Raw genomic sequence first — 23,231 nt, forward strand, 5'->3', positions numbered from 1 at the left:
CTCGCCCGGCGCCGCGCGGCGAGCGCTGAGACCGCGCCACCCAGTTTCGCGCACTGGAAGAGAGCACCCTCGCCTGACGAGATGGCTCGGCAGTTCGAGACGGGTCGACAGGGTTTTAATGGATTTCATTGACTTTAAGCATTAGTTGGGTGAGTGTGGGTGAATCACTCACCCACATGATCCGCGTCAACCACACATCGGAGAAGCCCCCCATGAGCACATACGAACGTCGTGCCGAATTCGTGAACGATCTGCGATCGGCCCTCTCGTCCCAGGATCGAGGGCGACTGACCGATCTTGTAACAGAGGATGTGGTGTGGGTCCTGCCAGGGAGCAACGCGGTCTCCGGAGAGACCATTGGAGTGGAGGGAATCTTCTCCCGGCTGGAGATGCTTTCCGCTTTTGATGTTCGCATTGAGATCCAGAACGGAATGGTCAGCCCGGACGGGGTGGCAATGATTCTGCACAACACCGGCATCCACAACGGCGCGATTCTGGACGAGTATCTCGTCTCAGCCGTCACCCTCGACGACGGTAAAGCGTCACGAATCGACACTTACGTCAGCGACATTCCGATGATGGACGCCTACTTCGTATGACGGCGCCCTGCCGGTCGCCGCGGCGATTGGCGGTCATGGACAGTGTCAACAATCGACAAGGAGAACAACCGTGCTGAATCCGTTTCTCATCACTCCCGGCGTAGCCTGGCGGACCGCCGCGCTCGCAGGGGTACTCGTGATCGGCGCAGCAGGCACCGTCGCCGCGTCAACGGCGCCGGGCCACGCCTCGAGCGCCAACTCGACTCAACTCGATGCTGCCTCGTCGGTCGAAATGCAAGAGATCCTCTCCGAGTATGTCCACGCGACGGACCACCGTGACGGTGTGACGCTCGCAGCGCTCTTCACCGCGGACGGCTCGGTAAACATCCTCGCCCCCGACGGGGAGGGCGGATACAAGCCAGTGACCGCCCCGATCGTGGGACGCTCGGCTATCGCCGACGCTGTAGCCCATGCCCAAGAGCCGCTTCCATCACTCGGGGCGGAGCATCACGTCATAACCGCACCGATTTCAAGCGCGTCCGGGTCGGACGGGCATCTCACGATGCAGTTCACGACCTACGCCATTCACGGCGCCGCAGAGCCCGCCGGTGGATGGCCGGCGGGCACGGCGGGAGCTCAGGGAAGCATCACCCCGTACGAGTCGGGCTACTACGCAGCGACGTTCGTCAAGAGTCACGAATCCTGGTCGATCTCTCGACTGGACATCCAAAGCGACCTGCCCGTCATCATCCCCGCACAATAAACCGGGAATCAGTTCAACCCAGAAACTAATGAATCCAAATGAGATTAAGCGTTAGGAAAGCGACATGACCACAATCGGCAGTCCCACCCGCATCCCCATGAACACTCTCGCGATCCCGTTCGGCCTGTCCGGGCTCGCGGTGGTGTGGACCGGCGCGAGCCGCGACCTCGGGTGGTCGCCCGGGATAGCGGACGCTCTGTGGGTGCTCGCGGCGATCGTGTGGGTGTGGATGATTGTGGCGCACACGGTGCGCGGCGCGAAGAGCACCGAGTCCCTGGCCAGCCAACTCCGGCACCCGGCGCAGGGCCCGATCGCCGCTCTCGTCCCGATCGTCGGAATGTTACTGGGGGCGACCCTCTACCGGGTGGCGCCGGTGGCAGGCATCGTTCTGGTCGTCGCCTCGATAGCGGTGGCGACGATCTTCGCGGGCTGGCTGCTCAGCTTCTGGGCAGGCGGGAATCTTCAGGTCGACTCGGTCCACGGCGGGTACTTCCTGCCGACGGTGGCCTCCGGGCTCATCGCGGCGACGACCGCCACCGAGGTGGGACTGACCTCGCTCGCCCTCGGTGCGTTCGCTGTCGGCATCCTCTTCTGGGTCATGATCTTTGCCCTGCTGCTCGCTCGGCTCGCAACCCGACCGGAACTGGCCGCACCGTTGGCACCCACGCTCGCCATCATCGTCGCCCCACCGGCGGTCGCCGGAACGGCGTGGTTCGCGATCAGCGGGGGGCGCCAGGGGCCAATGGAGTATGCCCTCGCCGCCGTGACCGTTCTCATGGTGCTGATGCAGCTCTTCCTACTACCCCGCTACCGCACACTGAGTTTTTCGCTCGGATTCTGGTCCTTCACCTTCCCCTTCGCGGCCGTGAGCGGCTATGCGATCGAGTGGCTGTTCCTATTGCGGCCGTTTGGCTGGCAGTTGCTGATTGCCGCCATCCTGTTCGGCATCACGGTGCTGATCGGCACGATCGGAATCAAGTCCCTCCACCTCGCCTCTGCCTCGAGCGGGAAGAAAGCTCACGAACTCGCCGCCGCCGACAAGAGCGGCGTCGACCACTCAGCCAACCCGGCTTCAGCCCTCATCGCCCCATCGAACTGACCCAAAGGGACCGGAAACACCATGACCGATATCGACACCGCTGCGCTTCCGAAGGTAGTTGTCGCCTATCTTGAACGATCCCACGGGCCGGACCCGGCAACGGCGATCACCCTGTTCGCTCCAACCGCGATTGTCTCCGGCAGCGGCACCCGCTACGCGGGCAGAACGAGGTGTGGCCGCCAGAAGGCAACTTCCCGGGCGGAATCGTCGAGTTGCGCCACCGCTTCACGCTCAACGACAGCGAAACGGCGATCGATCAGCTCACCATCTCGTAAACCCCCGCACCTGCTCACCGAAACCAGACCCACGGGGCGAGTAACGCAACATGACAGCTAAGGAACGAATGACCATGCAGATTCATCACCGCTTTGTCGAGATCGAAGGCCGGCAAGTGTTCTATCGCGAGGCCGGAGACGCCACAGCCCCGCACATCCTGCTTCTCCACGGTGCTCCGGCGAGCTCGCACATTTTCCGGAACCTGATTCCGCTCCTCGCGGATAACTAGCTCGACTTCGTGGGGCGAACCATCCGAAAGGCCTGACACCTATCTCGCCCACCCGACACCGCAAATACAACTGGACCACCGACGCACTCCCAAGGAGCACTCATGACCTCTCCCCTCACAAATTCGACCCCGCCCATCGTTGCCCACGCCGGCGAAGCGGGCTATGACGCCGCAACGGCGAGCTACAACCTGCGCTCCACGATTGCCCCGGCGGCCGCAGCGGTGGCCACCACCACCACTCAGGTGCAAGACCTCGTTGCGCTCGCCCGGGACCGCGGGCTCAAGATCCGGGTTCACTCGACCGGCCACGGATTCAATTCGGTCCGCCCGATGGGGGACGCCCTGTTGATCCGGACGAAGATGGCCGCTCCGGTCTCAGTGAGCCTGTCCGAGAAGACCGCGGTTGTCCCGGCCGGGGCGACGTGGGGAGAAGTCACGGCGGCTGCTGCGCCCTTCGGGCTAGCGCCGCTGCACGGCTCCAGCCCCACCGTCGGTGCCATCGGATATCTCCTGCAGGGCGGCATCAGTTTCTACGGCCGCAAGTACGGTGTGGCTGCGAACTCCATTCGCTCGATCACCCTCGTACTCGCGAATGCCGCCCTGGTCACGGTCGACGCCGAGAGCAGCAGTGAGCTGTTCTGGGCCCTGCGCGGTGGTGGCGGCGGGTTCGGAATCGTGACCTCGGTCACCATCGCTCTCGTCGAGGTGCCCTCCGTCGCAACCGGGTCGACGTTCTGGCCCGCGTCCAGCGCGGTCGCCGTCCTCGAGGCCTGGGAGAAATGGTCCCGCACGGCAAGCGACAGTGCGTCCACGGCGTTCCGCATGATGCGTATCCCGCCGCAACCTGGCCTGCCGTCCGCGCTCACTGATGGCCCCGTTATCTGCATCGACGGCGCCGTCCTCGACGACGACGAGACCAATGGTTTGGTGCTGATCAACGAACTGCTCGACCCGCTCCGCACCGATGCGGCCCCGCTTCTGGACACCTGGCACACGGGAAGTCCGTCCGAGGTTTCCACCACGCATGCCGACCCCGCCGAGCCGGTGCCGTTCTTCGGTGACCATGTCTCGCTCACCGGGCTCGGCGCGGACGGCATCCGTGCGCTGACCACGGCCCTGGCGGAACCGTCGGCCGCCAGCCTGGCGATTGTTGAACTTCGCCAGCTCGGCGGGGCGCTCGCGGTTGCCGATCCAAGCGGCGGCGCCGTGAACGCGGTGAGCGGAGAATTTGGTTTCTTCGCCGTCGGCATCATCGCAGGGCCGGTCACCGAGAAGGACGTGGCGGCGGAACTCGACCGCCTCCGCGCGGTCCTTGCCCCGTGGACGTCGGAATACACCGTGCCGAGCTTTGTCGAGAGGCTCGGCGCGCCTCAGAAGTCATTCGACGAGGCAACAGCCTCTCGAGTGCGCGACCTTCGCCGTCGATTCGACCCCGATGGCGTATTCGGCGGTGATGTGGCCTAACCGTCCTCGAAGGCTCAACGACCCCGCGGGGCGTCGTGGTCAGGGCGCCCCGCGTGCGTGGCATCGACAAGCGCGCAGGAACTAATGCACAAATATCAACTTATCCGTTATTTCAGGTAGTCTGGGGACATGAGCACTCCGTCCATCAAGGTAGCTGCTCGCGACGCCGGCCTGGTCATTGCCGGGGAGCCCCTGGCCGTTGATCTAGCGGACACCATCAGGATGTCGTTTGATCCCCCTCGGGATCTGATCCAGGACGTCCAGCGCAACGAGATCTTCTGGAAGGTCGAGCAGCCACAACTGCCCGAGGGAGCCGGAGCGGCAGACCTGGAGAGTACCAAGCGACTCCGCGCAGGCATCCGGCGACTCTTCGATGCGAAAGTAGACGGTGCCCCGCTTGACGCAGACGCCCTCCATCTGATCAACCAATTCGCCGCCGCCGCTATCGCGCAACCGCAGCTCTCGACGACCGAGGAACGTCCCGTCGCGCGGGTGAACTGGATCTCCGAGACACCCGGCGCCCTATCCCTGGCCGTGGCCGCGCGGTCCGCCATTGAGGTGTTGACCGGACCAAATGCCGACCGTTTGCGGCGCTGCGCGTCACACGCCTGCAGTATGTTCTTCGTCGCTCTAAACGCTAAGCGCCAATGGTGCACCCCGGACGGCTGCGGTAACCGGGAACGCGTAGCTCGGTACGCTCGGGCAGCCGTTCCCATCTGACTTAGAGTTTCGAGCCACGGTACACATTGGCGGGGTCGGCCAAAGGACCCGAGCGGCTCAGAGAGCTGTAGTTTTCTGAGACGCGCAGAGGGCCGCGCCAATCGCGGTGAGACGCAGCAACAGCGTTGGCGAGGGCGGCATATTTCTCTGCCTTGCCATGTTGGCAAAACTGACATCACACCGTTCGATTGTGATGACCCGATGGCCGCCTTGGACCCGGTCATGATGCCGTGGATAGCGCGGGCCGGCGTAGACGGAACTCCGAGGGCGTAGTTCCCACTTGCCGCTTGAAGGCAGTGCTGAAGGCGTAGGCGTTGTTGTATCCCACGCTACGAGCGACTTCTGAAACCGTGGTGCCAGGTGAATGGAGCAGGTCGCCGGCGATAGTGAGCCGCCAGCGGGTGAGGTAGGCCATCGGCGGTTCACCGACGCTGGTTCGAAACCGGGCAGCAAGCGAAGCGCGAGAGGTGTTGACGTGGCGGGCGAGGGACTCCACTGTCCAGGGAGCGGCGGGTTCAGCATGGAGGGACTCGAGAGCGCGTGCTACCAACGGGTCGCTACACGTGAGCCACGTTGCTTCACCAGCGCGGCTAGGGTCCTCGACCCAGCTACGGATAGTGCTGATGACGAGCACATCAAGAAGGCGATCGACCACTACCTGAGCGGCAGGGTCATCGGTTGCCAGCTCACGCTCGAGCAACCCGATCAGAGTGCCGTCGGAACGGTTGTGGGGCACGATGGTGAGCCTGGGCAGCGCGCGAGCGACGAGGCCGCCGGCCTCGTCGGGGCGTTCATAGGTACCGACGAGCAACGACGTCTCGCCCTCGGCCGCATTGCCCCACCGTCGGATGCCGTGCCGGAGTTCATCTCGAAGATCGCGGCCGTCCAGGGTGGTGCAGCTCTGGCCGGGACCAATCTCGATCGAGGGTGCGCTGGCAGCTTCATCGGTCACGATGTAGGCATCAGGGCCACGAATGAGGGCGACATCACCGGCTGTAAGCAGCACATCATCCACGCGGGCGTGCCCGCGGGTGACGGCGACGACAGTGAGAGCGGCGTTGTCATCGACGCGGATAGCCCAGGGGGCGTTCATGTGCATCGCCAGTGCGAAAGCACCCACCGCCCGAGGGCCGTCCAAGAAATAAGTCAGGGGGTCCATCCACCTAATTTAGACGATGACAAAGGGTTTTCCTAGTCTGACCTATTCTCAGTCCAGTTGGATGCCTGTGTACTTATGTCATGACCACTCTCATCCTCGGCGGGGCCGGACGTTCCGGCTCGCGCATACTCGATCGCCTGACCGCTGACGTTTTTCCGGTGCGGTCCGCTTCACGTCGAACCGGCTTCGACTGGGAAGACCGAGAGACCTGGCGTAGCGCTCTTCGCGGCGTCACGGCGGCCTACGTGTGCTTCACCCCCGACCTTGCTTTTCCGGGAGTGACGGAAAAGATGGAGGCACTCGGCATGCTGGCTGCTGAGCACGGCCTCCAGCGGCTCGTGCTGCTCTCGGGTCGTGGCGAAGAGGGCGCGAGAGCGAGCGAGGAGGCGCTTCGCAGTGGCGGGGTGCCGACGACGGTATTGCGCTGTTCCTGGTTTCAGCAAAACTTTTCGGAACACTTTCTCGCCGGTCCCGTGCGTCGCGGTCGGCTGCGGCTACCAGCGCCCGACACACCTGAAGCATTTGTCGATCTCGATGACATCGCGGACGCCGCAGTTCTGGCCCTGACCAGCTCCGCTCCGCAGAATGAAACGTTCGAGCTATCCGGGCCCGAGCTGCTGACCTTCGCGCAAGCAGCAGAGATCCTGGCCGCCGCTGTCAGGCGACCGGTCACCTTCGAGTCAGTCGACGTTCCGACCTTCGTTGAAGACCTCGCCCTGGACGGCGTGCCAGCCCATGAAGCTGAACCCCTTGCGTACCTCTTCACTGACATCCTCGATGGACGAAACGCATCATTGTCTGACAGAATCCAAGCCCTACTCCACCGCCAGCCATCGTCATTCCAGACGTACGCGCGGCGCACGGCTGAATCCGGAGTGTGGTCGTGATCCAGGTCGCTGCAGTCGTGGGGGCAGGGTTGCTCAGCGGGGTCTATGCAGCTTTCTCGACCATGGTGATGCCGGCGCTGAGGCGTCTTGACGACGGCGATGCCACAACTGCCATGATCCAGATCAACAGGACGGCCGAACGCGGCCCGTTCATCTTGATCTTCGCCGCCGCAGCAGTGGCAGCCACTGGTCTGGCCGCAGCCGCGGTGCCCCGAGGCGCCATCATCGAATTGGTCGTCGCGGGAGCGTCTCTGGCGAGTACCGTCGTGACAATGGCCATCAACGTCCCACTCAACCGGCGGCTCGAACGCGATGGTTCGACCTTCTGGGCCGAATACAGCGTCCGTTGGACGAGGGCAAACACAGTGCGCGCCGCCTTCGCCGCGACCGCTGTCATCGTCGCTGGCACGCACTGGGCCCAGAACCAGACCAGCATTCACTAGCATCCCTCGCAAGACGACTCACAGACGGGTCGAGAACATATGGCGGTTACTGCCACAACTTGATACGGTTGCTGCATGATGTTCTCTGACGAACGACCAAGGCCTGAGACGATGCTCGAGGCGAGAAATCTGACCAAGATCCCGGTTCGCGATGGCCGCATCGTCAGCGGTTCGGAGGTGGCAGCATGAAAACCACTGATCTCGTGCGCACAGCCTTCGCCAACACCTTCCGCAGCAGGTGCGCACCACGCTGACCGTTCTCGCCCTGTTTGTTGGCGCATTCACTCTCACCATCACGACCGCACTCGGGGCCGGCGTCTCGGACTACGTGACCAAACAGGTGGCCTCCCTCGGCGCGAACGACGTCTTTCTCATTTCGCGGGCCTCAACCGCCACGGCCACCGACAGTGGCCCCCAGAAGTACGACCCCGCGACCTCCAGCCCTGGAACCGGCACGAGCAACCCACTCACCGGTTCTGCGGGTGCGCTGACCGACGCCGACATAACGACCCTGTACAACATCGAGGGCCTGCGAGACGTCGCCCCCATCTCAGCAGTCGCCATCGACTGGATCGAACAGGCCGGCGGCGAGAAGTACCAGTTCACGATCGCGCCGACGTCATCGATCGCCCAATCGGACCTCGCGGCCGGGAGCCAGCTGGACTCCTCGAGCCCAGACTTTCACGTTGTCTTGCCGGAGGACTATGTGGAACCGCTTGGTTTGGGGAACACTGCTGACGCTGTGGGTGCAACGGTCACCCTCGGATTCACCGACGTCGTGGGCGGTCAGCACACCGAGACGGCTACAGTCGTCGGAGTGTCGAACACGAGCCTGCTCAACGCCGGAGCGGGTGCGAACTCGGCACTGGTCGATGCGGTCGCCGAGCAGCAGAAAGCCGGATCCGAGGCCCCGAACCGGTTTCAGGTGGCAGTCGCCCACTTCCCTACGGATGCTTCCGACGAAGACATCGCCCAGCTGAAGAACGACATCGCCGCTGCCGGGATGTCGGCCCAAACCATCGAGGATCAGTTGGGGACAGTGCAGACGATTATCACCGGCATCACGGGCGTCCTCAACGCGTTCGCCATCATCGCCCTGCTGGCCGCTGCGTTCGGCATCGTCAACACCCTTCTGATGAGCGTGCAGGAACGCACCAGAGAGATCGGTCTGATGAAAGCGATGGGAATGGGCAGCGGTCGTATCTTCGCCTTGTTCAGTCTCGAAGCCATTGTCATCGGCTTCCTCGGCAGTGCGCTCGGCGTCGTCGTGGCGATCGCCGTGGGACTGCCTCTGAACGTGGCGCTCGCCGGCGGCCCGCTCTCGGGACTCTCCGGCCTCGACCTCCTGCTGTTTCAGCCCTCGGGAATCATCGGCGTGATCGCCTTGATCGTGGTCATCGCGTTCCTCGCGGGCACACTTCCCGCCCGCAGGGCAGCGAGGAAGAATCCCATCGACGCTCTACGCTACGAATAGACCATGAACGAGACGATGAGCACGCGCGGGAGCAACGCCAGGGGTCGAGCGACCGCTCGCGCCATCGAATCCGCGGTAGTGCGGCTCGCCGCCGAACACGGCGCAGCCGCACTGACCGTCGACCAAATCTGCACGGAAGCCGGTATCGCGCAGCGAACGTTCTTCAATCACTTCGACACCAAAGAAGACGCCCTGCTGGGCAAGGAACTGCCCCGGATCGACGAGCAGCGCACCCGTGAGTACCTCAGCTCGCGCAGTATCGGGGTGCTGTCGGGCGCACTCCATCTCGTGCGGATCCCCGTGGTCGACGAGGTCGACCAGGAACTTCTGCGGGCCCGGATCGCTATTCTCAGAACCTCACCCGCCCTCGCGGAGCGACAGGCGATGCGGATGCTGCCCCTCGCAGACGAGGTGCAGAGCATCGTCAAGCTCAAACTCAGAGACCTCGACCCGAACCGATCCGAGGACGAACTCGACACGTCGGCCGCGCTCATCACCCAGATGGCGTCGGCGCTCATGCTCAGCTCGGCGCTCCCGCCGACCGACGGATCGTCACCGCGCACCGTGCACGACCTCGCTTGGATTTGGCACCGGCTACTCTGATCGTTGGCGAGTCCGGCACCGGCGGAGCGCTTGGTCAGGTTTTCCAGACGTCGGAGTAGTCGTCGATGAATTGCTCCAAGGTGATCGCGGGCTGCCCGGTGAGCTTGCGGATGGAGCGGTTGGGGAGCGCCGAGATGTTGAGTCGCACGATTCTGTGGATCATCTTCTGCACGGCGATGTAGTCCGCGGGGGCGCCCTCTGCGGTGAGCTGGGCCAGGTAGGCGGCTTCGCTGGGTCTGTCGTAGCGAATCGGGTGACCCAGTACGTCGGTCATGGTCTCGGCCACCTTGCGGTAGCTGAGGCTCTGTGGGCCTGAGAGTGTGTACGCCTTTCCGATGTGCCCGGGATGGGTGAGGGTTGCCGCTGCGGCCCGGCCGACGTCCCGCGCGTCGATGAACGCGGTGCGGGACCGGCCGGCGGGGACGAAGATCTCGCCGCGTTCACGGATTGGTCTGGCGTACGTTGTGGACAGGTTCTGCATGAAGAAGTTCGGCCGCAGGAAGGTGTAGGGGCTCCGCACCGAACGCAGGTACTTCTCGACGGCGTGATGCGGCGTGTTCCGGTTCACCTGCACACCCTGCAGCGAGAGGAAGGCGATCTGCCGGATGCCGCGGTGCTGCGCAGCGTCGATGACGGGGAAGAGCTTCGTTTGCACATCCGCGATGGCCGGCGGACGCATGAGGAACAACCGATCCGCTCCCTCGAGCGCCTGCTCGATGATCTCCGGTGCATCATCGAAGGAGAACTTCCGGACCTCTGCCCCGGGCGGCACGCGGTGGGCGTCGTGCGGGTCTCGGATTCCCGCGATCACCGACTGCCCGAGCTCGAGCAGGTGCTTGACGACTGCGGAGCCGACTGTGCCGGTCGCGCCGGTGACGAAGACCGCTCCCATCACGCGACCTCGACCCGGCTGATCAGTGCCGCGAGTGTATCTAGCTCATCGGGTGAGAGTGAGGTGAACCATGGGGTCGTTCGCAGGACCGTTGCCGCCTCGAACGCAGCGACCTGGGTGGCCGCGGCATCGGTCAGTCGCCACACACGAACCCGCCCATCGAGGCCGGAGGGCGACTGCTCGACGAGATCCTGGTCGCGCAGCTGGTCCATGGTCTGAGTAATCGCACCCGGTGTGACTCGAAGCGTCGCGGCGAGCCGGCCGGGGGCTACTGGCTCCGTCTCGTGGGCCAGCACGAACAGGATCTCCAGCTGGGTCCGCGTGAGAACCGCGTCACCGAACGGCGTCATCCGGGGGCTGGCCAACGCGCGGGACAGCGTGATGACCGACTCCAACACGCTACCGATCTGCGTGGCCCGGTCGATGAACAAAGTGTCCATCACGCGCTCACAAACGGTAGCTGGCCACTGTAGGTGCGGTCATCGATCTGGGTGAGGATGAAGTCGGCCAGATCGTCACGGCTGATCTGCGTACTGGCGTTCACCCCGACCCATCCGACCTGGTAGGAGCCCGTACCCGGCTTCTCGGTAAGGCGCGGGCCGCGGACGACCGTCCAGTCCAGTCCGGAGGACTCCAGCACGGCCAGGTGGCCCTTGGCATCGGCCAGCACGTGGCCGGCGAGAGTCTTCAGCAAGAACCGGATGACCACGTCAGGCACGCCGGGACGGTCGGAGGGCGCGGGGAGCCCTCCACCGGACAGGGTGACGACGCGAGTCACACCGTCGCGCTTCATCGCCGCCACAATCAGCGCTGTCCCGGTGGTCTGCAAGGTGTGAGGGGAGCCCTTCACCTGCCCGAAGAGGCTGAGCACAGCATCCGAGCCCCGCACCGTATGGTCGACGGCTGCTGCGTCGAGGACGTCCCCGGGAATGACCGTGAGTCGTGGAGAGAACACCGTCAGCTTGCCGGGGTCTCGGACGAGAGCGCGTACCTCGAATCCCGCATCGAGGGCGCGAGTGAGCACGCGGCTGCCAGTTCTGCCTGTGGCGCCGAAGATACCAATAGTGGTCATGAAATTAGTTTAGCTGCTAAATCTTTAGGTGATGATCGTGAACGCTTCAACCAAGGCCGGGACAGCCGCAACGCTTTCGGAAACCTGCCGCCACTAGTATGCCTACGTGGCTTCAATGTTGTACGTTCAGATCGCTGACGACCTGCGTCGTCGCATCGTCAGTGGTGAGATGGCGCCGGGCGCCGAGGTTCCCAGTGAGGGTGAGCTTGCCGAGCTGTGGCACAGTTCCCGGGGGCCGATTCGCAATGCGTTGGCGGCTCTGCGCACCGAGGGACTCATCGAGACGCACCGCGGGCGTCCAGCGCGCGTCACCGAGCGCAAGGCGCAGCAAGCGGCGGATGTTTCGATCCCGTTCACGCGCTGGGCCCTGGGCATGGGTGCGGTACCCGGAGCCGTGACTCAGGAAATCACCCGTCGTCGCGCGGATGAGGAGAAGGCCCGAACCCTGGGTATCGAGACGGGTGCACCGATCGTGGATGTGGTGAGGCTGCGCCTACTGGATGGCCGGCCGACGATGCTCGAGCGATTGACCTTCATCGAGGAGGTCGGCAGGGTGCTGTTCGATGTCGATCTCGACACCGTGTCGATCACCGAGTACCTCGACCAGCGCGGCTGGGGCTACACCGACATCGACCATGAGATCGATGCGGTCGCGGCCGACGAGCTGGACGGCCGACTGCTTGATGTCCAACCGGGAACACCCATCCTGCGCCTGCACAGGGTCACTCGCGGCACCGACGGCCGGGTCTTCGAGGCCTCGGATGACCGCTACCGCAGCGACATCATCCGCTTCACGGTGTCGGCCTCGGGTCGGGCCCGTGAGGGCAGCCACTTCATCCGAGCGATCGGCGCGTAGCGGGAGAGTCAGTCGGGTGCGACCGCGATTCGCACCGCGCGGCCGTGTGCCGCCGCCGCGATGCCGGCGTCGAGGTCGCTCAGGGCCACGGTCGCGCCGACAAGCTCGTGCAGCGGATAGACGGTATGGCGGGCCTCAACGAAGCGGGCGGCCTCGATCAGGTGTCGAGGGGCATAATTGTGCACGCCGCGGAGGGTGAGAAGACGTCGTACCACCCGCTCCGGATCCAACGGCACCGCGTCGGTCGGAAAGACGCTGCCGACCAGAATGCACACTCCGCCGATCCGCACCGCCCCGATGGCCGAGGCGACGGCCGCGGGCGACCCGGATGCGTCGACAGCCACGGCGGGCTGCTCGTCGAACGTCGCGAGCGCGCGGGCGAGGCTGCCGGCGACCTCGGGATCCAGGACCGGGTCGGCGGTCGCCACGGCGCCGAATCGGGAGGCGAGCGCGCGGCGGCTGCTCTCCGGGTCGACGACCACGACCCGGGCTCCGCGATCGGTCGCCATGGCGCAGATGGTGAGCCCGATGAGACCGGCACCGAACACGACGACGGCCTCGCCGGCGATGGGGGTGACGGCCGCCGCTGCGTCCAGAGCGGCGGCAGCGGTGGCGGTTCCGCACGACACGGGAGCGAGGACAGTGGCGTCGAGCGCCCGATCCACCGGCACGACAGCTGTGCCGGCACGCAGGTGCACGTGGGTGGCGAATCCGCCGCTGAGTTCCCAGCCACGCTCGAGCTGTTCGTGCCCGTACTTCCTGACGGTGCTGCACTTCTGCGGGAGCCCGCGGCCGCACGCCGCGCAGCTGCCGCATCCGACAGTCACAGACCAGACCACGCGGTCGCCCAGAGCGAGCGGTGAGCCCGCGGCCGTTATCGCGCCCGTACCGAGTGCGACGACCTGGCCCACCTGTTCGTGCCCGAGCACCAGTGGCGCGGGCACGGTGCGATGCCCCAGGGTGGTGTGTACGTCGGAACCGCAGATGGTCGCCAGTTCGATCTCGACCAGGGCGTCGCCGGGCGCGAGCACGACTGTCGGCACCGCGATGGCCTCGTGCTGTTTGCCGGGCGCGAGCCAGACCATCGCGGTCGGCGGTGGGTCGAGCTGCACCGACAGCCCCGGCCGGAGCTCGCTGGCGGCCTGGGTCATCGGAGGCCGAGCTGCGGCACCGCGGCGAGGTCGCGCACACTGTCGAGCACAATGTCGGCTCCCGCATCCTGCAGCTGCTGACGGGTGTGGGCGCCGGTGACGACGCCGATCACCAGTCCGGCGCCGGCGTTGCGGCCGGAGAGGATGTCGCTGATGGTGTCCCCGACGACGGCGACGGCGGCGACCGCGCTCGCGCCGGTGGCGATCAGCGCCGAGAGAATCAGGTCCGGCGCAGGGCGGCCGCGGCCGGCGTCGGCGGGGGAGAGGGCGGCATCGACGGTCCAGTCGAGCCGGGTGAGTAGGGCGTCGCGGGTTTCCGGTGAAAAGCCGGTTGTGAGGGCCACGGCGATTCCCGCGCCGCGCAGCTCCGCGATGGCCGCGGTCGCTCCGGGGATTTCGTGGACGCCCACTTCGTCGATCAGCTCGAAGTACGCGATCTCGAACTCGCGGTTCGCGTTCTGGGCGGCCGCTTCGTCGCCGCCGGTGAGGTGACGGAAGACCTCGATCTTCGACTGACCCATGGTGTCCCGCACGTACTGCAGGGCCTCGTCGAGCGCGTCGCCCTCGGCGAGGTGCACCCGTCGGGCCGCACGGTCGAAGGCTCTCTCGACGATGCCGTCGTCGAGAACGGTGGTGCCGGCCATGTCGAGCACCACCAGCTCGATGGCGGCGACGGGAGCGTGGGTGTGATCGAGAGTGAGTGTCATGATCGTGTGCTTTCTTGTTGGCGGAACGAAAATGTTGTCGAGCCAGCCGCCGACAACGTGCTCGGCGAGGCCGAGACCCGTTGTCATGCCGATGCCGGTGGTGACAACGGTGACCAGCACGCCGGGCTCGACCTCGTCGACGAGGAATTCCTCCGGCGCGGTGGCGTAGACGCCTTGCCAGCGCTCGAGGACCTCGGGGGAGACCCCGAAGAGCTCCTCGAACGCCCCGAGGAAGGCGTGAGCCGCCGCTTCGGGCTGGAAGGGCTGGATTGCCGGGCCCGTCCAATGGCTGTCGCCGACGATGAACGATCCGTCGGGCAACTGGGTGTACATCTGATTGAGGTCGAGCGCGGCGAGATCGGGGCGTTCCCGGTGCAGCCGCTCCCGCACGGCGGCGAAGGCCGGCACCCGGGCGAAGGCGCTGTACCGGATGAGCGACCAGCCGGTCAGCAGGGGGCCACCGAGCGGCGTGGCGAGATCGGCGCGCACCCGCAACATGTCGAGCCCGCACCGGGTGACCCCGTGCCGCTCGGCCAGCTCGGGGTAGAGCTGATCGATGTCGTGGTTCACCGCCACCACGACGAGCCCGGTGTCGATGGGCCCACGACTCGTCTCGACACGGCCGGTGGCCACTCGCGTGACGTTGGTGCGCATCCGAAATTCGACGCCCCGGCCTTCGAGATACCGGCGGATGGCCAGAGCGGCTTCGCGCGGGTTCACCTGCAGGTCGTAGGGCAGCAGTGCCCCGCCGATCGTCGAGCCGGCGGGCAGGGCCGCCCGGCGCTCGATCTCGGTCGGCGAGAGCAGCTCCACCTCGGCGCGCCCCAGGGGTGGGCGGTCACCCGGCGCGCACCCGTCGCGGTCAGCGGCGAATTGTCGTAGCAGTGTGAGCTCGTCGTCGTGTCGAGCCGCGACGAGGGTGCCGGCGTCGTCGATCCAGAAACCGGCATCGCGGGCCAGGCGCAGCCAGATCTCACGTGCCGTGAGCGCGTAGTCCCTCGCCGCTCCGCTCTGCGGGGTGAAGCAGAGGTGCCCGAAATTGCGGATCGTGGCTCCCACGATGCTCGCACTGCGGTCGATCACAACCACCGAGCGGCCGCGGTCCACGGCCGCGAGGGCGGCGCCGAGCCCCACGATGCCGGCGCCGACCACCGCCACGTCGTAGCGGCTTGCGGTGCGGATACCGGCGCTCATCGGAACACCCGCCGTATCCACACGGCGATGCCTTCGACGAGCAGCACGGAGACGAGGATCATCAGCACGATTGCTGTGACGGCGCTGTAGTTCGAGCCCTGGCTCGCGTTCAGCAGGTAATACCCCACGCCGCCGCCGCCGACGATGCCCAGCAGGGTGGCGGCGCGGATGTTGGTGTCGAGCATGTAGAAGGTGTGGCCGATCAGCGCTGGAGTGCCCTGCGGCACTGTGGCGCCGGCGTAGACCTGCAGGCGCGAGGCGCCCGCGGCGGTGAGGGCTCGCTCGGGGCCGGTCTTCACCTCCTCGAAGGAGTCGGCGATCAGCTTGCCGAGCAGGCCGACGCCGCCGACGGCCAGCGCCACCGTTCCGGCCTGGGTGCCGAGCCCGGTGATGACGATGAGCACGATGGCCAGGATGATCTCGGGAATCCCGCGCACCAGCACGAGCAGAAAACGCATGCCTGTGCGCACACCCCGGTTGGGGGCGACGTTGCGGGCCGCGAGCGAGCCCACCACAATCGACACCACCAGGGTCATCAGCGTGGCGGCCAGGGCGATCGCGATGGTCTCGCCCATGGCGCCGAACATGATTCCGGCGTCGTAGCTGCCGAACGAGGGTGGCCAGAACTTGCCGGCGATCGCCGGAATCTTGGCCCACACCGTGACGAGGTCGGACCAGCGGATGTCGCAGACCAGCACGCTGCCGACGACAACGGCAACGCTGATCCAGCCCCAGGCGGTGTTCCGCACGCGGGTGCGGGTCCACGGACGGTGTAACTGCGCCTCGATGGAAGAGGCGGGCGCGGCGGTGCCGGCGTGACGTTTCCGCGATCGCCGGAGTCCCCGCAGAATCCGGTCGCCGAGCCCGCGCCCGGCCGGGGAGATGCCGAGCATCGCGGCCCGCACGGCGCTGGAGACAACCTCCATCACCACGCAGAGAACAAAGATGACGACGGCGTAGCCGAGGCCGAGTCCGTAGTCGAGCGATTTGAAGGCGAACGACATCTCCATGCCGAGCCCGACCACGCCCACATAGCCGAGGATGACGGAGCCGCGCAGGTTGATGTCGTTGCGGTGCAGCACGGTTGCCACCCACGAGGGCATCACCTGGGGCAGCACTCCCGCCGTGAACTCCTGCAGCCTGCTGCCGCCGGCGGCGCGGATGGCGAGCCGGGGGCCTTCGTCGATCTGCTCGATGGCGTCGGCGAACAGCTTCGAGATCATGCCGATGGAGTGGATGCCGATGGCCAGGATGCCGGGCAGCGTGCCGAGGGAGAAGACCAGAACAAAGACCATCGCGAACACGACGTCGGGAATGGCCCGGGTGAGTACTCCCACGAAACGGGCACAGGCCAGCCAGAGCGTTCCCGGGGTGGTGTTGGACGCGGCGAGGTAGGCCACCGGCACGGAGATGACCGCGGCGAGGAGTGTGCCGCAGATCACCAGGCCGAGTGTGAGCGCCGTGAGGTAGGCGAGCTCGCCGGGGTCAGGGAAGCTGATGGCACCGACACGGCCGAAGAAGCGTTCGGCGTTCGACCAGCTCTGCAGCATCTTCGCGGGGTCGATGCCCACGGAGCCGAGGGCGATCACCGAGGCCACGAGCAACGCCGCCAGGGTGAGCCCGGCCGCAACCCGCTCGGGCGAAAGTCGACGTCGGGGCGGTAGCGACGGGGGGCCGACGGGGCGGAGGGCCGCGTCGGAGTGTGGGCGAAGTGTGGTGCTCATCGCACGACATCCCCGACGTGGTCGGCGATCAACTCGCTCTGGATGGCCTCGAGCTGCCTGGTGCTCGTCGCGACCCGGCCGTAGATCTCCGAGACCCGCGACTTCGTGAGCCCCTCGGTGACGGTGTCGAGCACCACCTCGCCATGCCGGAGCCCGACGATGCGGTCGGCCCAGGACAGCGCCAGATCAACCTGGTGCAGGCTGCAAATCACGGTGAGGCCGCGATCGAGGGCTATCTCTCGGATCAGGGCCATCACCTGGTCGCTCGACTCCGGGTCGAGCGAGGCAACGGGTTCATCGGCGAGGAGGATCTCCGGGTCTTGCATGAGCGCCCGGGCGATGGCCACCCGTTGCTGCTGACCGCCCGACAGGGTGTCGGCGCGCTGGTAGGCGCGGTCAAGCAAGCCCACCCTGTCGAGGTGGCCGAGTGCGGCGCGCTTACCGGCCGCACCGTACGACCAGAGGCCCAGCCGGGGGCCACGCACGGTGGCGAGTGAGCCCGTCAGCACGTTCTCAAGCACCGTGAGCGAGGGCACCAACTCGAACTGCTGGAAGATGAAGCCGACCTTGCTGCGCAGGCTGCGGAGCCGGCGACCGGACAGGTCGGGCACCCTCTCGCCGAGAACCTCGATGACTCCCGACGTGGGCTGGTCGAGGCCGTCAACGTGCCGAAGCAGGGTCGATTTCCCAGAACCGGAGAGGCCCAGCAACACGACGACCTCGCCCCGCCGAACCGTGAGGGAGGCGTTCTCGAGCGCCGTTGTCGCGCCGAAACGTTTGGTCACGCCGGTGAGCTGCACCACTGCGGGTGCGGATGCGTCATCGTTCGTCATGGTCGTCTCCAGGGTTCGTCTGATGGTTCGTCAGGGGACCAGTGCGCGGTGGGCGCAGGTCAGCCCTGGCACTGCGTGGCGTTGGTCTTCTCGCAGATGTCGCGGATCGTGTCGTAGTAGGCGTCGTCGACCGGAGTCGTGGCGTAGAACACGCTGCGGAAGCCGTCAGAGTCGGCGCCCTCGATGCCGGCTTCGACGATCTGGTCGGTGGTGAGCTCGCTCAGAAGCTCGTCGAGCTGGGTCCTCAGATCGTCGGGCAGGGTGGTGGACATGACGATCGGCGCGCCGGGCACCATCGTCTCGTCGACGACCTTGACCATGTCTGACTGCGCCACCTCGCTGTCCTCTGCGAAACCGGCCTCGCACTCGACGCCCTCGCCCACCTTGGTCACGCTGACGTCGTGCTTGCCCGCGAACACCGGGGTGATGTCAGTCTCGGGGTCGACTCCGGCCTCCATCAGTTTGTAGGAGGGAAAGAGATAGCCCGAGGTCGACGACGGGTCGACAAAACAGACCTTCTTGCCGGCGAAACCGTCGAGCGAGGTGATCTCGCTGCCCGTCGGCACGATCGCCTGGGAGTAGTAACCGGGCTCCTGTCCCTCCTTGGTGATGATGGAGGAGATGGGCGTGAGGGCGGCGCCGTTGTTCGCGGCCGTGACGTAGGTGAAGCCCGAGAACGACGCGACATCAATCTGGCCGGCGATGGCAGCCTCGATGAGCGCGGCGTAGTCGGTCGACTCGTGATACTCCACGGACTTACCGGTCTTCTTCGCGACATAGTCCATCAGCGGCTGATAATTGGTCTCGGTATCGACCGAGTCGGGCACAACACCGAACACCAGAGTGTTCTCGTCGACAGCGAAGGTGCCGTCGGGTGAACCGGATGCGGCGGCTGCGGGCTCGCCGGAGTCAGTGGACGCCGGGCTGGAACAGCCGACGAGTGCGACGGTGAGCATGGTGGCGCCGGCGAGTGCAGCGGCGATTCTGGCGGGGCGGAGTTTCATGACGGCCTTTCGGTCGGAGCAGGACCCTCAAATGCTGACACGAACCCCGCCAACAAATATACCTATGTTGGGCTATTTCACATCCCGTTCATTTGTTGTATACCTACCCTGAGGTTCCGTGCGTGCCCCCGGCCATGTTCGATGTGTTGTCACGAACAGCACACCGACCGCCAGAGTATTCTGTTCGTGTTCTGAGCTGCCCTGTTCCAGTCCGCAATTGTTCCAGTCCTCTATATGTGCGATCGCCGCCACGGTGGTCGGCGCCGACCGCAAGGATGTCGCATGACCCTGAGTCTGAATCGAAGGCGTCTTTTCCGCCCGCGGGACGACAGTGCGGGCCAGAACCGGGTGACGTTCATCGAGCTGTTCTTTGATCTCATCTTCGTCTTCGCCATCACCCAGCTCTCGCACACGATCGTGGAGCACCTCAGCATCAGGGGCTTGGTGGAGGCCGCTGTCATCCTGGTCGCGGTCTGGTGGGTGTGGATGTACACAGCCTGGGCGACGAACTGGCTCGACCCGGAGACCGGCGCGGTGCGCCTGATGCTGTTTGTGCTGATGCTTCTCGGTCTGGTGCTCAGCACCTCGATCCCGGGGGCGTTCGGCGACCGGGCGCTGGGATTCGCCGTCGCCTATGTGGTGATGCAGGTCGGTCGCACGGCGTTCTTGGCCTGGTGCTACCGGGCGGTCGATCCGTCCAACGCGTTGAATATCACGCGGATCACGATCTGGTTCCTTGCCTCTGCTCCGCTCTGGCTCCTGGGCGCCGTGCTCGGCGGCGACGCGCAACTCGCGCTGTGGGCGGCGGCGATTCTGTTCGAAACCGTCGGGCCGGCGGTGCGCTATTACACGCCGATCCTCGGCGCCTCACCGACATCATCCTGGTCGGTGTCCGGAGGGCATATCGCCGAGAGAAGCGGACTGTTCATCATTCTGGCCCTCGGCGAATCGGTGCTGGTGACCGGCACAGCCTTCAGCCGCGGTGACATCAGCGCCGCCGCCGTCGGCGGGGTGCTCGCTGCGTTTGTGGGCACGATCCTGTTCTGGCTGCTGTATTTCAACCATGGCGCGGAGCGCGGCTCTCGCTTCATCCGTTCGTCGGAGCTGAGCGGACCGATCGCCCGGCTCACCTATGTCTACCTGCACATCCCTATCGTCGCGGGTGTCGTGCTGAGCGCCGTCGGCGATGAACTCGTCCTCGCTCATCCTGAGGACCAGCTGAGTCCGGGCGGCCTCGTGGTTGTGGTCGGCGCCCCGGTGCTCTACCTGATCGGAAATCTGCTGTTCAAGAGGTCGGTCGGTCGTCCCTGGCTGATCTCGCATCTGGTCGGGGTCGCCGCCCTCATAGCCGTCTATGCGGCCACCGTGACCGTACTTCCACCGCTGGCTGGCCTGGCACTGCTATGGATCAGCACTTCCATCGTCGCGCTGGTGGTGGTCGCCGATGAAGTAAGCGCCCGGCGCGATGGTTCCAGTCGGCCGGACGGCGAACCCGAGGCCGACACGGCGACGACGTAACAATGGTGCTTGGACGCCGCACTCACCGGGCTCCGCGACCGTGGCGCCCTTCCGGAACCCCGACGAGGACCGGGAGACCTGACCCGGAAAACGGTGAACCGCTCTGCTGTCCCGAAGGGGAACCCTCAGCGGGCACGCCAAAAGTCCGGTAACGGATCCCGCCGCGGAGCAGTGGGGTCGCTATAGCTGCAGGTGAAGACGTAATGCGTCGTCAAGTTGTTCCATGACATCCGCAGGGGCACGCCCAAGGATCGCGCCCAGCCGCTCGACGGCGATCGAGCGCACCTGCTCGGCCTGGGCCTTGGAGTCCTGAGGCAGCCCGGTCGCGCCCGCGGGCAACAGCGCCTGAAAGGGGAAGATCCGGTCAGTGTTGCTGGTGACGGGCACGACGGTGACCACTCCGCGGCCCAGCCGCGCCGCGATCGAATTCGCGCGATCGTTGCTGACGATTACGGCCGGGCGTCGTTTGCTGGACTCGCTCCCTCGCACCGGATCGAGATCCACGAGCCGGATCTCACCGCGCAGCATCGGCAATCCCGTCAGCCGCGGTCACGCTCCACACCGCGAGGTCACCCGAGGACTCCCACTCGCTCCAAGCCGCCTCATAATTCTGCTCCAGGTCGGGAAGCCGCAGCATGCGCACGGCGTGGTGCACTGCGGCCGACCTGGACGATAGGCCGGCCGCGCGAGCATACTCGTCGAGGACAGCAACATCCTCGTCTGGCAGGCTAACGCTGATTTTCATACCAGAATACTACCGCGGTACTACCAGAACGGCTAAGCCCATCCAAACAACATAACGTTCGGCGTCATCGATGGCCGACAGGAGGGTCGTGACCAATATCTCCCGCTTCGACTCGATGGGTGACGGTTCAACGGGGCGCCTGCTCGGCGGTTTCGGATCGTTCAGTGAACGCGAGCATTACGCCGAGGGTTGCACGCCAGCCAGTCGTAGCACGGCTGAGAGCCCTTGGGGTGTTCCTGGCCAATGTCGCATGACCGCATCGCTGCCGGCCCGTCGAGTCGCGAATCGTAGAGCGATCGCCACAACGATGGCGTCGTCGGCGTAACCGAGAACGGGTATGAAATCCGGAATGAGATCGATCGGCGACAGCAAGTAGAGCAAAAGGACCGCGATCCAGATTCGAACGCCGATCAACACGGTTCGATCGGCGGCGAGGCGTTTGAGTAGCCGGGCGACGTCGGGCGCGAGGCGCAGGAGATCACGAAGTGAAGCACCGCCAGGATGCCGGCGTTGCTCGATCCAGAGAACCAGAACAAGGGCCAGCCACAGCACCAGCAATCCGCCGAGCACGCTCAGAGCGACGTCCCACCAGGTCGTCATGAGCTGCCCCGGTTCGAAGGAAAGATGCTGAGGGCCTCACGAGTCGCGTAATAGACGATGAGGAGATTCCACCCCAGTGTGATCCCTTCGAGGCCCTTTTCCCGCCCAACGAGCATCGCCGCGTGATCGATGGAGGTCATGTACTGATTCTCGCAGTCCGCGATCGGCTGCTGACAAGAAAGCCGCGGTTACCTCGCTGCGAGGCATCACGGCCGTCAGAAGAACGACCGCACGCGGTACGTTGACCGGGAAGTGTCGCTGAGGCACCGTCTTGCGGTGCGGACAGAAGCGGTCCGTTCTGGGAGACTGAAACCTTCGCAATCAACCTTTCGAGGAGTCCTGTGCCTGCACCTCTGCCGATGTCATCGGACGATCGAGCCGGCAACCTCGTTGCCGACTGCGCTAATTGCGTGGGCTTGTGCTGCGTTGCTCTCGCTTTCGCTCGGTCTGCGGATTTCGCTCTTGACAAGCCGGCTGGCGACCCATGCGTGAACCTCGAGGAGGATTTCCGCTGCCGCATTCATCCGACACTGCGCGATCGCGGCTTCAGAGGCTGCACGGTCTTCGACTGCCATGGAGCGGGCCAGAAAGTGACGGGCACTACTTTCGGCGGCAAGAATTGGCGCGAGGATTTCGATGTGCGTGGCCCGATGTTTACGGTGTTCCCGATTGTGCGGCAACTGCACGAGATGCTCTGGTACTTGCATACTGTGAGCGCTCGCGTGCAGACGCGGCCGATCACTGCGGAATTGAACGAGATGTACGTGGAGGTGGAGCAGCTCACAGAAGGATCGGCGGAGGAAATCCTTGCGCTCAACGTCGACGGCGTGCGAAATCGAGTGAATGCGCTACTCTCCGAGGCAAGCACGCTCGTTCGCAACGGAGCGGGGGATTCCCAGATGCCCAGAATTTCAAAGCGTTTTCACTCCGGCGCCGATCTCATGGGTGCCCGCCTGTCCGGCCAGGACCTGCGCGGAGCCGACCTTCGCGGATCCTGGCTAATCGGGGCCGTCTTGAGAGAGGCAGACTTGCGGCGTGCCGATCTCATCGCTGCCGATCTACGCGACGCCGACGTAAGTGGCGCCGACCTTTCTGAGGCGATTTTCCTCACTCAGATGCAAGTGAATGCGGCCAATGGCGATGCCAACACCCTGTTACCTGAAGGGGTGAAGCGGCTGACCCACTGGGCGCGCTGAGCGCCGGGTCGAGCTGCCCGAAAGCGGGACCGTCTGCGCGACGAATTCTTGGCATCTCCGCGCGATGTCCCAGCGTGGCGCTG

The 23,231-nt window shown here is 65.4% G+C and carries 25 protein-coding genes and 1 pseudogene; 13 read left to right on the forward strand and 13 right to left on the reverse strand.

Going from position 1 to position 23,231, the window contains the following annotated elements; genetic code table 11:
• Positions 1 to 212 precede the first annotated feature (212 nt).
• The 6 genes from BJQ95_RS06455 (at position 213) to BJQ95_RS06480 (ending at position 5,090) form a co-directional block, all read left to right on the forward strand.
• A complete protein-coding gene (locus tag BJQ95_RS06455; protein WP_165384988.1) occupies positions 213 to 599 on the forward strand; it encodes a nuclear transport factor 2 family protein in 387 nt (128 codons plus the stop codon).
• A 70-nt stretch (positions 600 to 669) separates the two neighbouring features.
• The gene (locus BJQ95_RS06460) at positions 670 to 1,302 is read left to right on the forward strand and encodes a nuclear transport factor 2 family protein (RefSeq protein WP_130178557.1); all 633 of its coding nucleotides are present in this window, start codon (positions 670 to 672) and stop codon (positions 1,300 to 1,302) included.
• 64 nt (positions 1,303 to 1,366) lie between these two features.
• Positions 1,367 to 2,401 carry a hypothetical protein gene (locus BJQ95_RS06465; RefSeq protein ID WP_130178556.1) on the forward strand — a complete coding sequence of 345 codons (1,035 nt, stop codon included), beginning with the start codon at positions 1,367 to 1,369 and terminating at the stop codon, positions 2,399 to 2,401.
• Positions 2,402 to 2,744: 343 nt separating this feature from the next.
• Positions 2,745 to 2,906: a hypothetical protein gene (locus BJQ95_RS06470; protein WP_205750185.1), complete on the forward strand. Its 162-nt coding sequence runs from the start codon at positions 2,745 to 2,747 to the stop codon at positions 2,904 to 2,906.
• 102 nt (positions 2,907 to 3,008) lie between these two features.
• Positions 3,009 to 4,370 (forward strand): FAD-binding oxidoreductase, encoded by a 1,362-nt coding sequence (locus BJQ95_RS06475; protein ID WP_130178555.1) that lies wholly within the window; start codon positions 3,009 to 3,011, stop codon positions 4,368 to 4,370.
• A 129-nt stretch (positions 4,371 to 4,499) separates the two neighbouring features.
• Positions 4,500 to 5,090, forward strand: a complete 591-nt coding sequence (locus tag BJQ95_RS06480; RefSeq protein ID WP_130178554.1) for an ABATE domain-containing protein — start codon at positions 4,500 to 4,502, stop codon at positions 5,088 to 5,090.
• 220 nt (positions 5,091 to 5,310) lie between these two features.
• Here BJQ95_RS06480 and BJQ95_RS06485 read toward each other — a convergent pair whose 3' ends face one another.
• Positions 5,311 to 6,249, reverse strand: coding sequence for an AraC family transcriptional regulator (locus tag BJQ95_RS06485; RefSeq protein ID WP_130178553.1), 939 nt, complete (start codon positions 6,247 to 6,249; stop codon positions 5,311 to 5,313).
• Positions 6,250 to 6,329: 80 nt separating this feature from the next.
• Here BJQ95_RS06485 and BJQ95_RS06490 point away from each other — a divergent pair, with 80 nt between their 5' ends.
• The 4 genes from BJQ95_RS06490 to BJQ95_RS06505 all read left to right on the forward strand — a co-directional run bounded on the left by BJQ95_RS06490 (position 6,330) and on the right by BJQ95_RS06505 (position 9,656).
• Positions 6,330 to 7,136, forward strand: coding sequence for an SDR family oxidoreductase (locus BJQ95_RS06490; protein WP_130178552.1), 807 nt, complete (start codon positions 6,330 to 6,332; stop codon positions 7,134 to 7,136).
• Positions 7,127 to 7,579 (forward strand): DUF1772 domain-containing protein, encoded by a 453-nt coding sequence (locus tag BJQ95_RS06495; protein WP_130178551.1) that lies wholly within the window; start codon positions 7,127 to 7,129, stop codon positions 7,577 to 7,579. The genes BJQ95_RS06490 and BJQ95_RS06495 overlap by 10 nt, the downstream gene beginning before the upstream one ends.
• A 238-nt stretch (positions 7,580 to 7,817) precedes the next feature.
• On the forward strand, positions 7,818 to 9,053 hold the full coding sequence (locus BJQ95_RS06500; protein ID WP_240694857.1) for an ABC transporter permease: 1,236 nt from the start codon (positions 7,818 to 7,820) through the stop codon (positions 9,051 to 9,053).
• Between the two features lie 3 nt (positions 9,054 to 9,056).
• Complete coding sequence (locus tag BJQ95_RS06505; RefSeq protein WP_130178550.1) at positions 9,057 to 9,656, forward strand: TetR/AcrR family transcriptional regulator; 600 nt, start codon at positions 9,057 to 9,059, stop codon at positions 9,654 to 9,656.
• Between the two features lie 34 nt (positions 9,657 to 9,690).
• Here the strand turns inward: BJQ95_RS06505 and BJQ95_RS06510 are convergent, their stop codons facing one another.
• Genes BJQ95_RS06510 through BJQ95_RS06520 form a run of 3 tightly spaced genes read right to left on the reverse strand, consistent with a single transcriptional unit; the run spans position 9,691 to position 11,620 of the window.
• Entirely contained in the window at positions 9,691 to 10,548 is an 858-nt protein-coding gene (locus BJQ95_RS06510; protein ID WP_130178549.1) for an SDR family oxidoreductase, read from the reverse strand.
• Positions 10,548 to 10,988 carry a MarR family winged helix-turn-helix transcriptional regulator gene (locus BJQ95_RS06515; RefSeq protein ID WP_240694865.1) on the reverse strand — a complete coding sequence of 147 codons (441 nt, stop codon included), beginning with the start codon at positions 10,986 to 10,988 and terminating at the stop codon, positions 10,548 to 10,550. The genes BJQ95_RS06510 and BJQ95_RS06515 overlap by 1 nt, the downstream gene beginning before the upstream one ends.
• Positions 10,988 to 11,620 carry an NAD(P)-dependent oxidoreductase gene (locus tag BJQ95_RS06520; RefSeq protein ID WP_130178547.1) on the reverse strand — a complete coding sequence of 211 codons (633 nt, stop codon included), beginning with the start codon at positions 11,618 to 11,620 and terminating at the stop codon, positions 10,988 to 10,990. The genes BJQ95_RS06515 and BJQ95_RS06520 overlap by 1 nt, the downstream gene beginning before the upstream one ends.
• A 115-nt stretch (positions 11,621 to 11,735) precedes the next feature.
• On the opposite strand from BJQ95_RS06520, the gene BJQ95_RS06525 reads away from it, so the two are divergent.
• A complete protein-coding gene (locus tag BJQ95_RS06525; RefSeq protein WP_240694864.1) occupies positions 11,736 to 12,476 on the forward strand; it encodes a GntR family transcriptional regulator in 741 nt (246 codons plus the stop codon).
• A gap of 8 nt (positions 12,477 to 12,484) precedes the next feature.
• Here the strand turns inward: BJQ95_RS06525 and BJQ95_RS06530 are convergent, their stop codons facing one another.
• From BJQ95_RS06530 to BJQ95_RS06550, 5 genes are read right to left on the reverse strand one after another with little or no spacing between them, the layout of a single operon-like run.
• Positions 12,485 to 13,627: a zinc-binding dehydrogenase gene (locus tag BJQ95_RS06530; protein WP_130178546.1), complete on the reverse strand. Its 1,143-nt coding sequence runs from the start codon at positions 13,625 to 13,627 to the stop codon at positions 12,485 to 12,487.
• Positions 13,624 to 15,528: a TIGR03364 family FAD-dependent oxidoreductase gene (locus tag BJQ95_RS06535; protein ID WP_240694856.1), complete on the reverse strand. Its 1,905-nt coding sequence runs from the start codon at positions 15,526 to 15,528 to the stop codon at positions 13,624 to 13,626. The genes BJQ95_RS06530 and BJQ95_RS06535 overlap by 4 nt, the downstream gene beginning before the upstream one ends.
• Positions 15,525 to 17,252, reverse strand: a complete 1,728-nt coding sequence (gene phnE / locus BJQ95_RS06540) for a phosphonate ABC transporter, permease protein PhnE (RefSeq protein WP_130178545.1) — start codon at positions 17,250 to 17,252, stop codon at positions 15,525 to 15,527. Before phnE ends, BJQ95_RS06535 begins: the two co-directional genes overlap by 4 nt.
• Complete coding sequence (phnC, locus tag BJQ95_RS06545) at positions 17,249 to 18,085, reverse strand: phosphonate ABC transporter ATP-binding protein (protein WP_130178544.1); 837 nt, start codon at positions 18,083 to 18,085, stop codon at positions 17,249 to 17,251. Before phnC ends, phnE begins: the two co-directional genes overlap by 4 nt.
• A gap of 59 nt (positions 18,086 to 18,144) precedes the next feature.
• Positions 18,145 to 19,089 (reverse strand): phosphate/phosphite/phosphonate ABC transporter substrate-binding protein, encoded by a 945-nt coding sequence (locus BJQ95_RS06550; RefSeq protein ID WP_130178543.1) that lies wholly within the window; start codon positions 19,087 to 19,089, stop codon positions 18,145 to 18,147.
• 282 nt (positions 19,090 to 19,371) lie between these two features.
• On the opposite strand from BJQ95_RS06550, the gene BJQ95_RS06555 reads away from it, so the two are divergent.
• Entirely contained in the window at positions 19,372 to 20,607 is a 1,236-nt protein-coding gene (locus BJQ95_RS06555) for a low temperature requirement protein A (protein WP_130178542.1), read from the forward strand.
• Between the two features lie 180 nt (positions 20,608 to 20,787).
• On the opposite strand, the gene BJQ95_RS06560 is transcribed toward BJQ95_RS06555, so the two are convergent.
• The 4 genes and pseudogenes from BJQ95_RS06560 to BJQ95_RS06575 all read right to left on the reverse strand — a co-directional run bounded on the left by BJQ95_RS06560 (position 20,788) and on the right by BJQ95_RS06575 (position 22,092).
• The gene (locus BJQ95_RS06560; protein WP_130178541.1) at positions 20,788 to 21,135 is read right to left on the reverse strand and encodes a type II toxin-antitoxin system PemK/MazF family toxin; all 348 of its coding nucleotides are present in this window, start codon (positions 21,133 to 21,135) and stop codon (positions 20,788 to 20,790) included.
• Positions 21,122 to 21,352 (reverse strand): ribbon-helix-helix domain-containing protein, encoded by a 231-nt coding sequence (locus tag BJQ95_RS06565; RefSeq protein ID WP_130178540.1) that lies wholly within the window; start codon positions 21,350 to 21,352, stop codon positions 21,122 to 21,124. The genes BJQ95_RS06560 and BJQ95_RS06565 overlap by 14 nt, the downstream gene beginning before the upstream one ends.
• A gap of 305 nt (positions 21,353 to 21,657) precedes the next feature.
• Positions 21,658 to 21,742: pseudogene (locus tag BJQ95_RS19505) on the reverse strand (DUF1232 domain-containing protein); the annotation flags it as partial.
• Positions 21,743 to 21,948: 206 nt separating this feature from the next.
• Positions 21,949 to 22,092 carry a hypothetical protein gene (locus BJQ95_RS06575; RefSeq protein ID WP_165384987.1) on the reverse strand — a complete coding sequence of 48 codons (144 nt, stop codon included), beginning with the start codon at positions 22,090 to 22,092 and terminating at the stop codon, positions 21,949 to 21,951.
• 348 nt (positions 22,093 to 22,440) lie between these two features.
• On the opposite strand from BJQ95_RS06575, the gene BJQ95_RS06580 reads away from it, so the two are divergent.
• Positions 22,441 to 23,148: a pentapeptide repeat-containing protein gene (locus tag BJQ95_RS06580; RefSeq protein WP_370688375.1), complete on the forward strand. Its 708-nt coding sequence runs from the start codon at positions 22,441 to 22,443 to the stop codon at positions 23,146 to 23,148.
• Positions 23,149 to 23,231: the final 83 nt, after the last annotated feature.

Source organism: Cryobacterium sp. SO1 (genome assembly GCF_004210215.2).
Taxonomy (GTDB): Bacteria; Actinomycetota; Actinomycetes; order Actinomycetales; family Microbacteriaceae; genus Cryobacterium.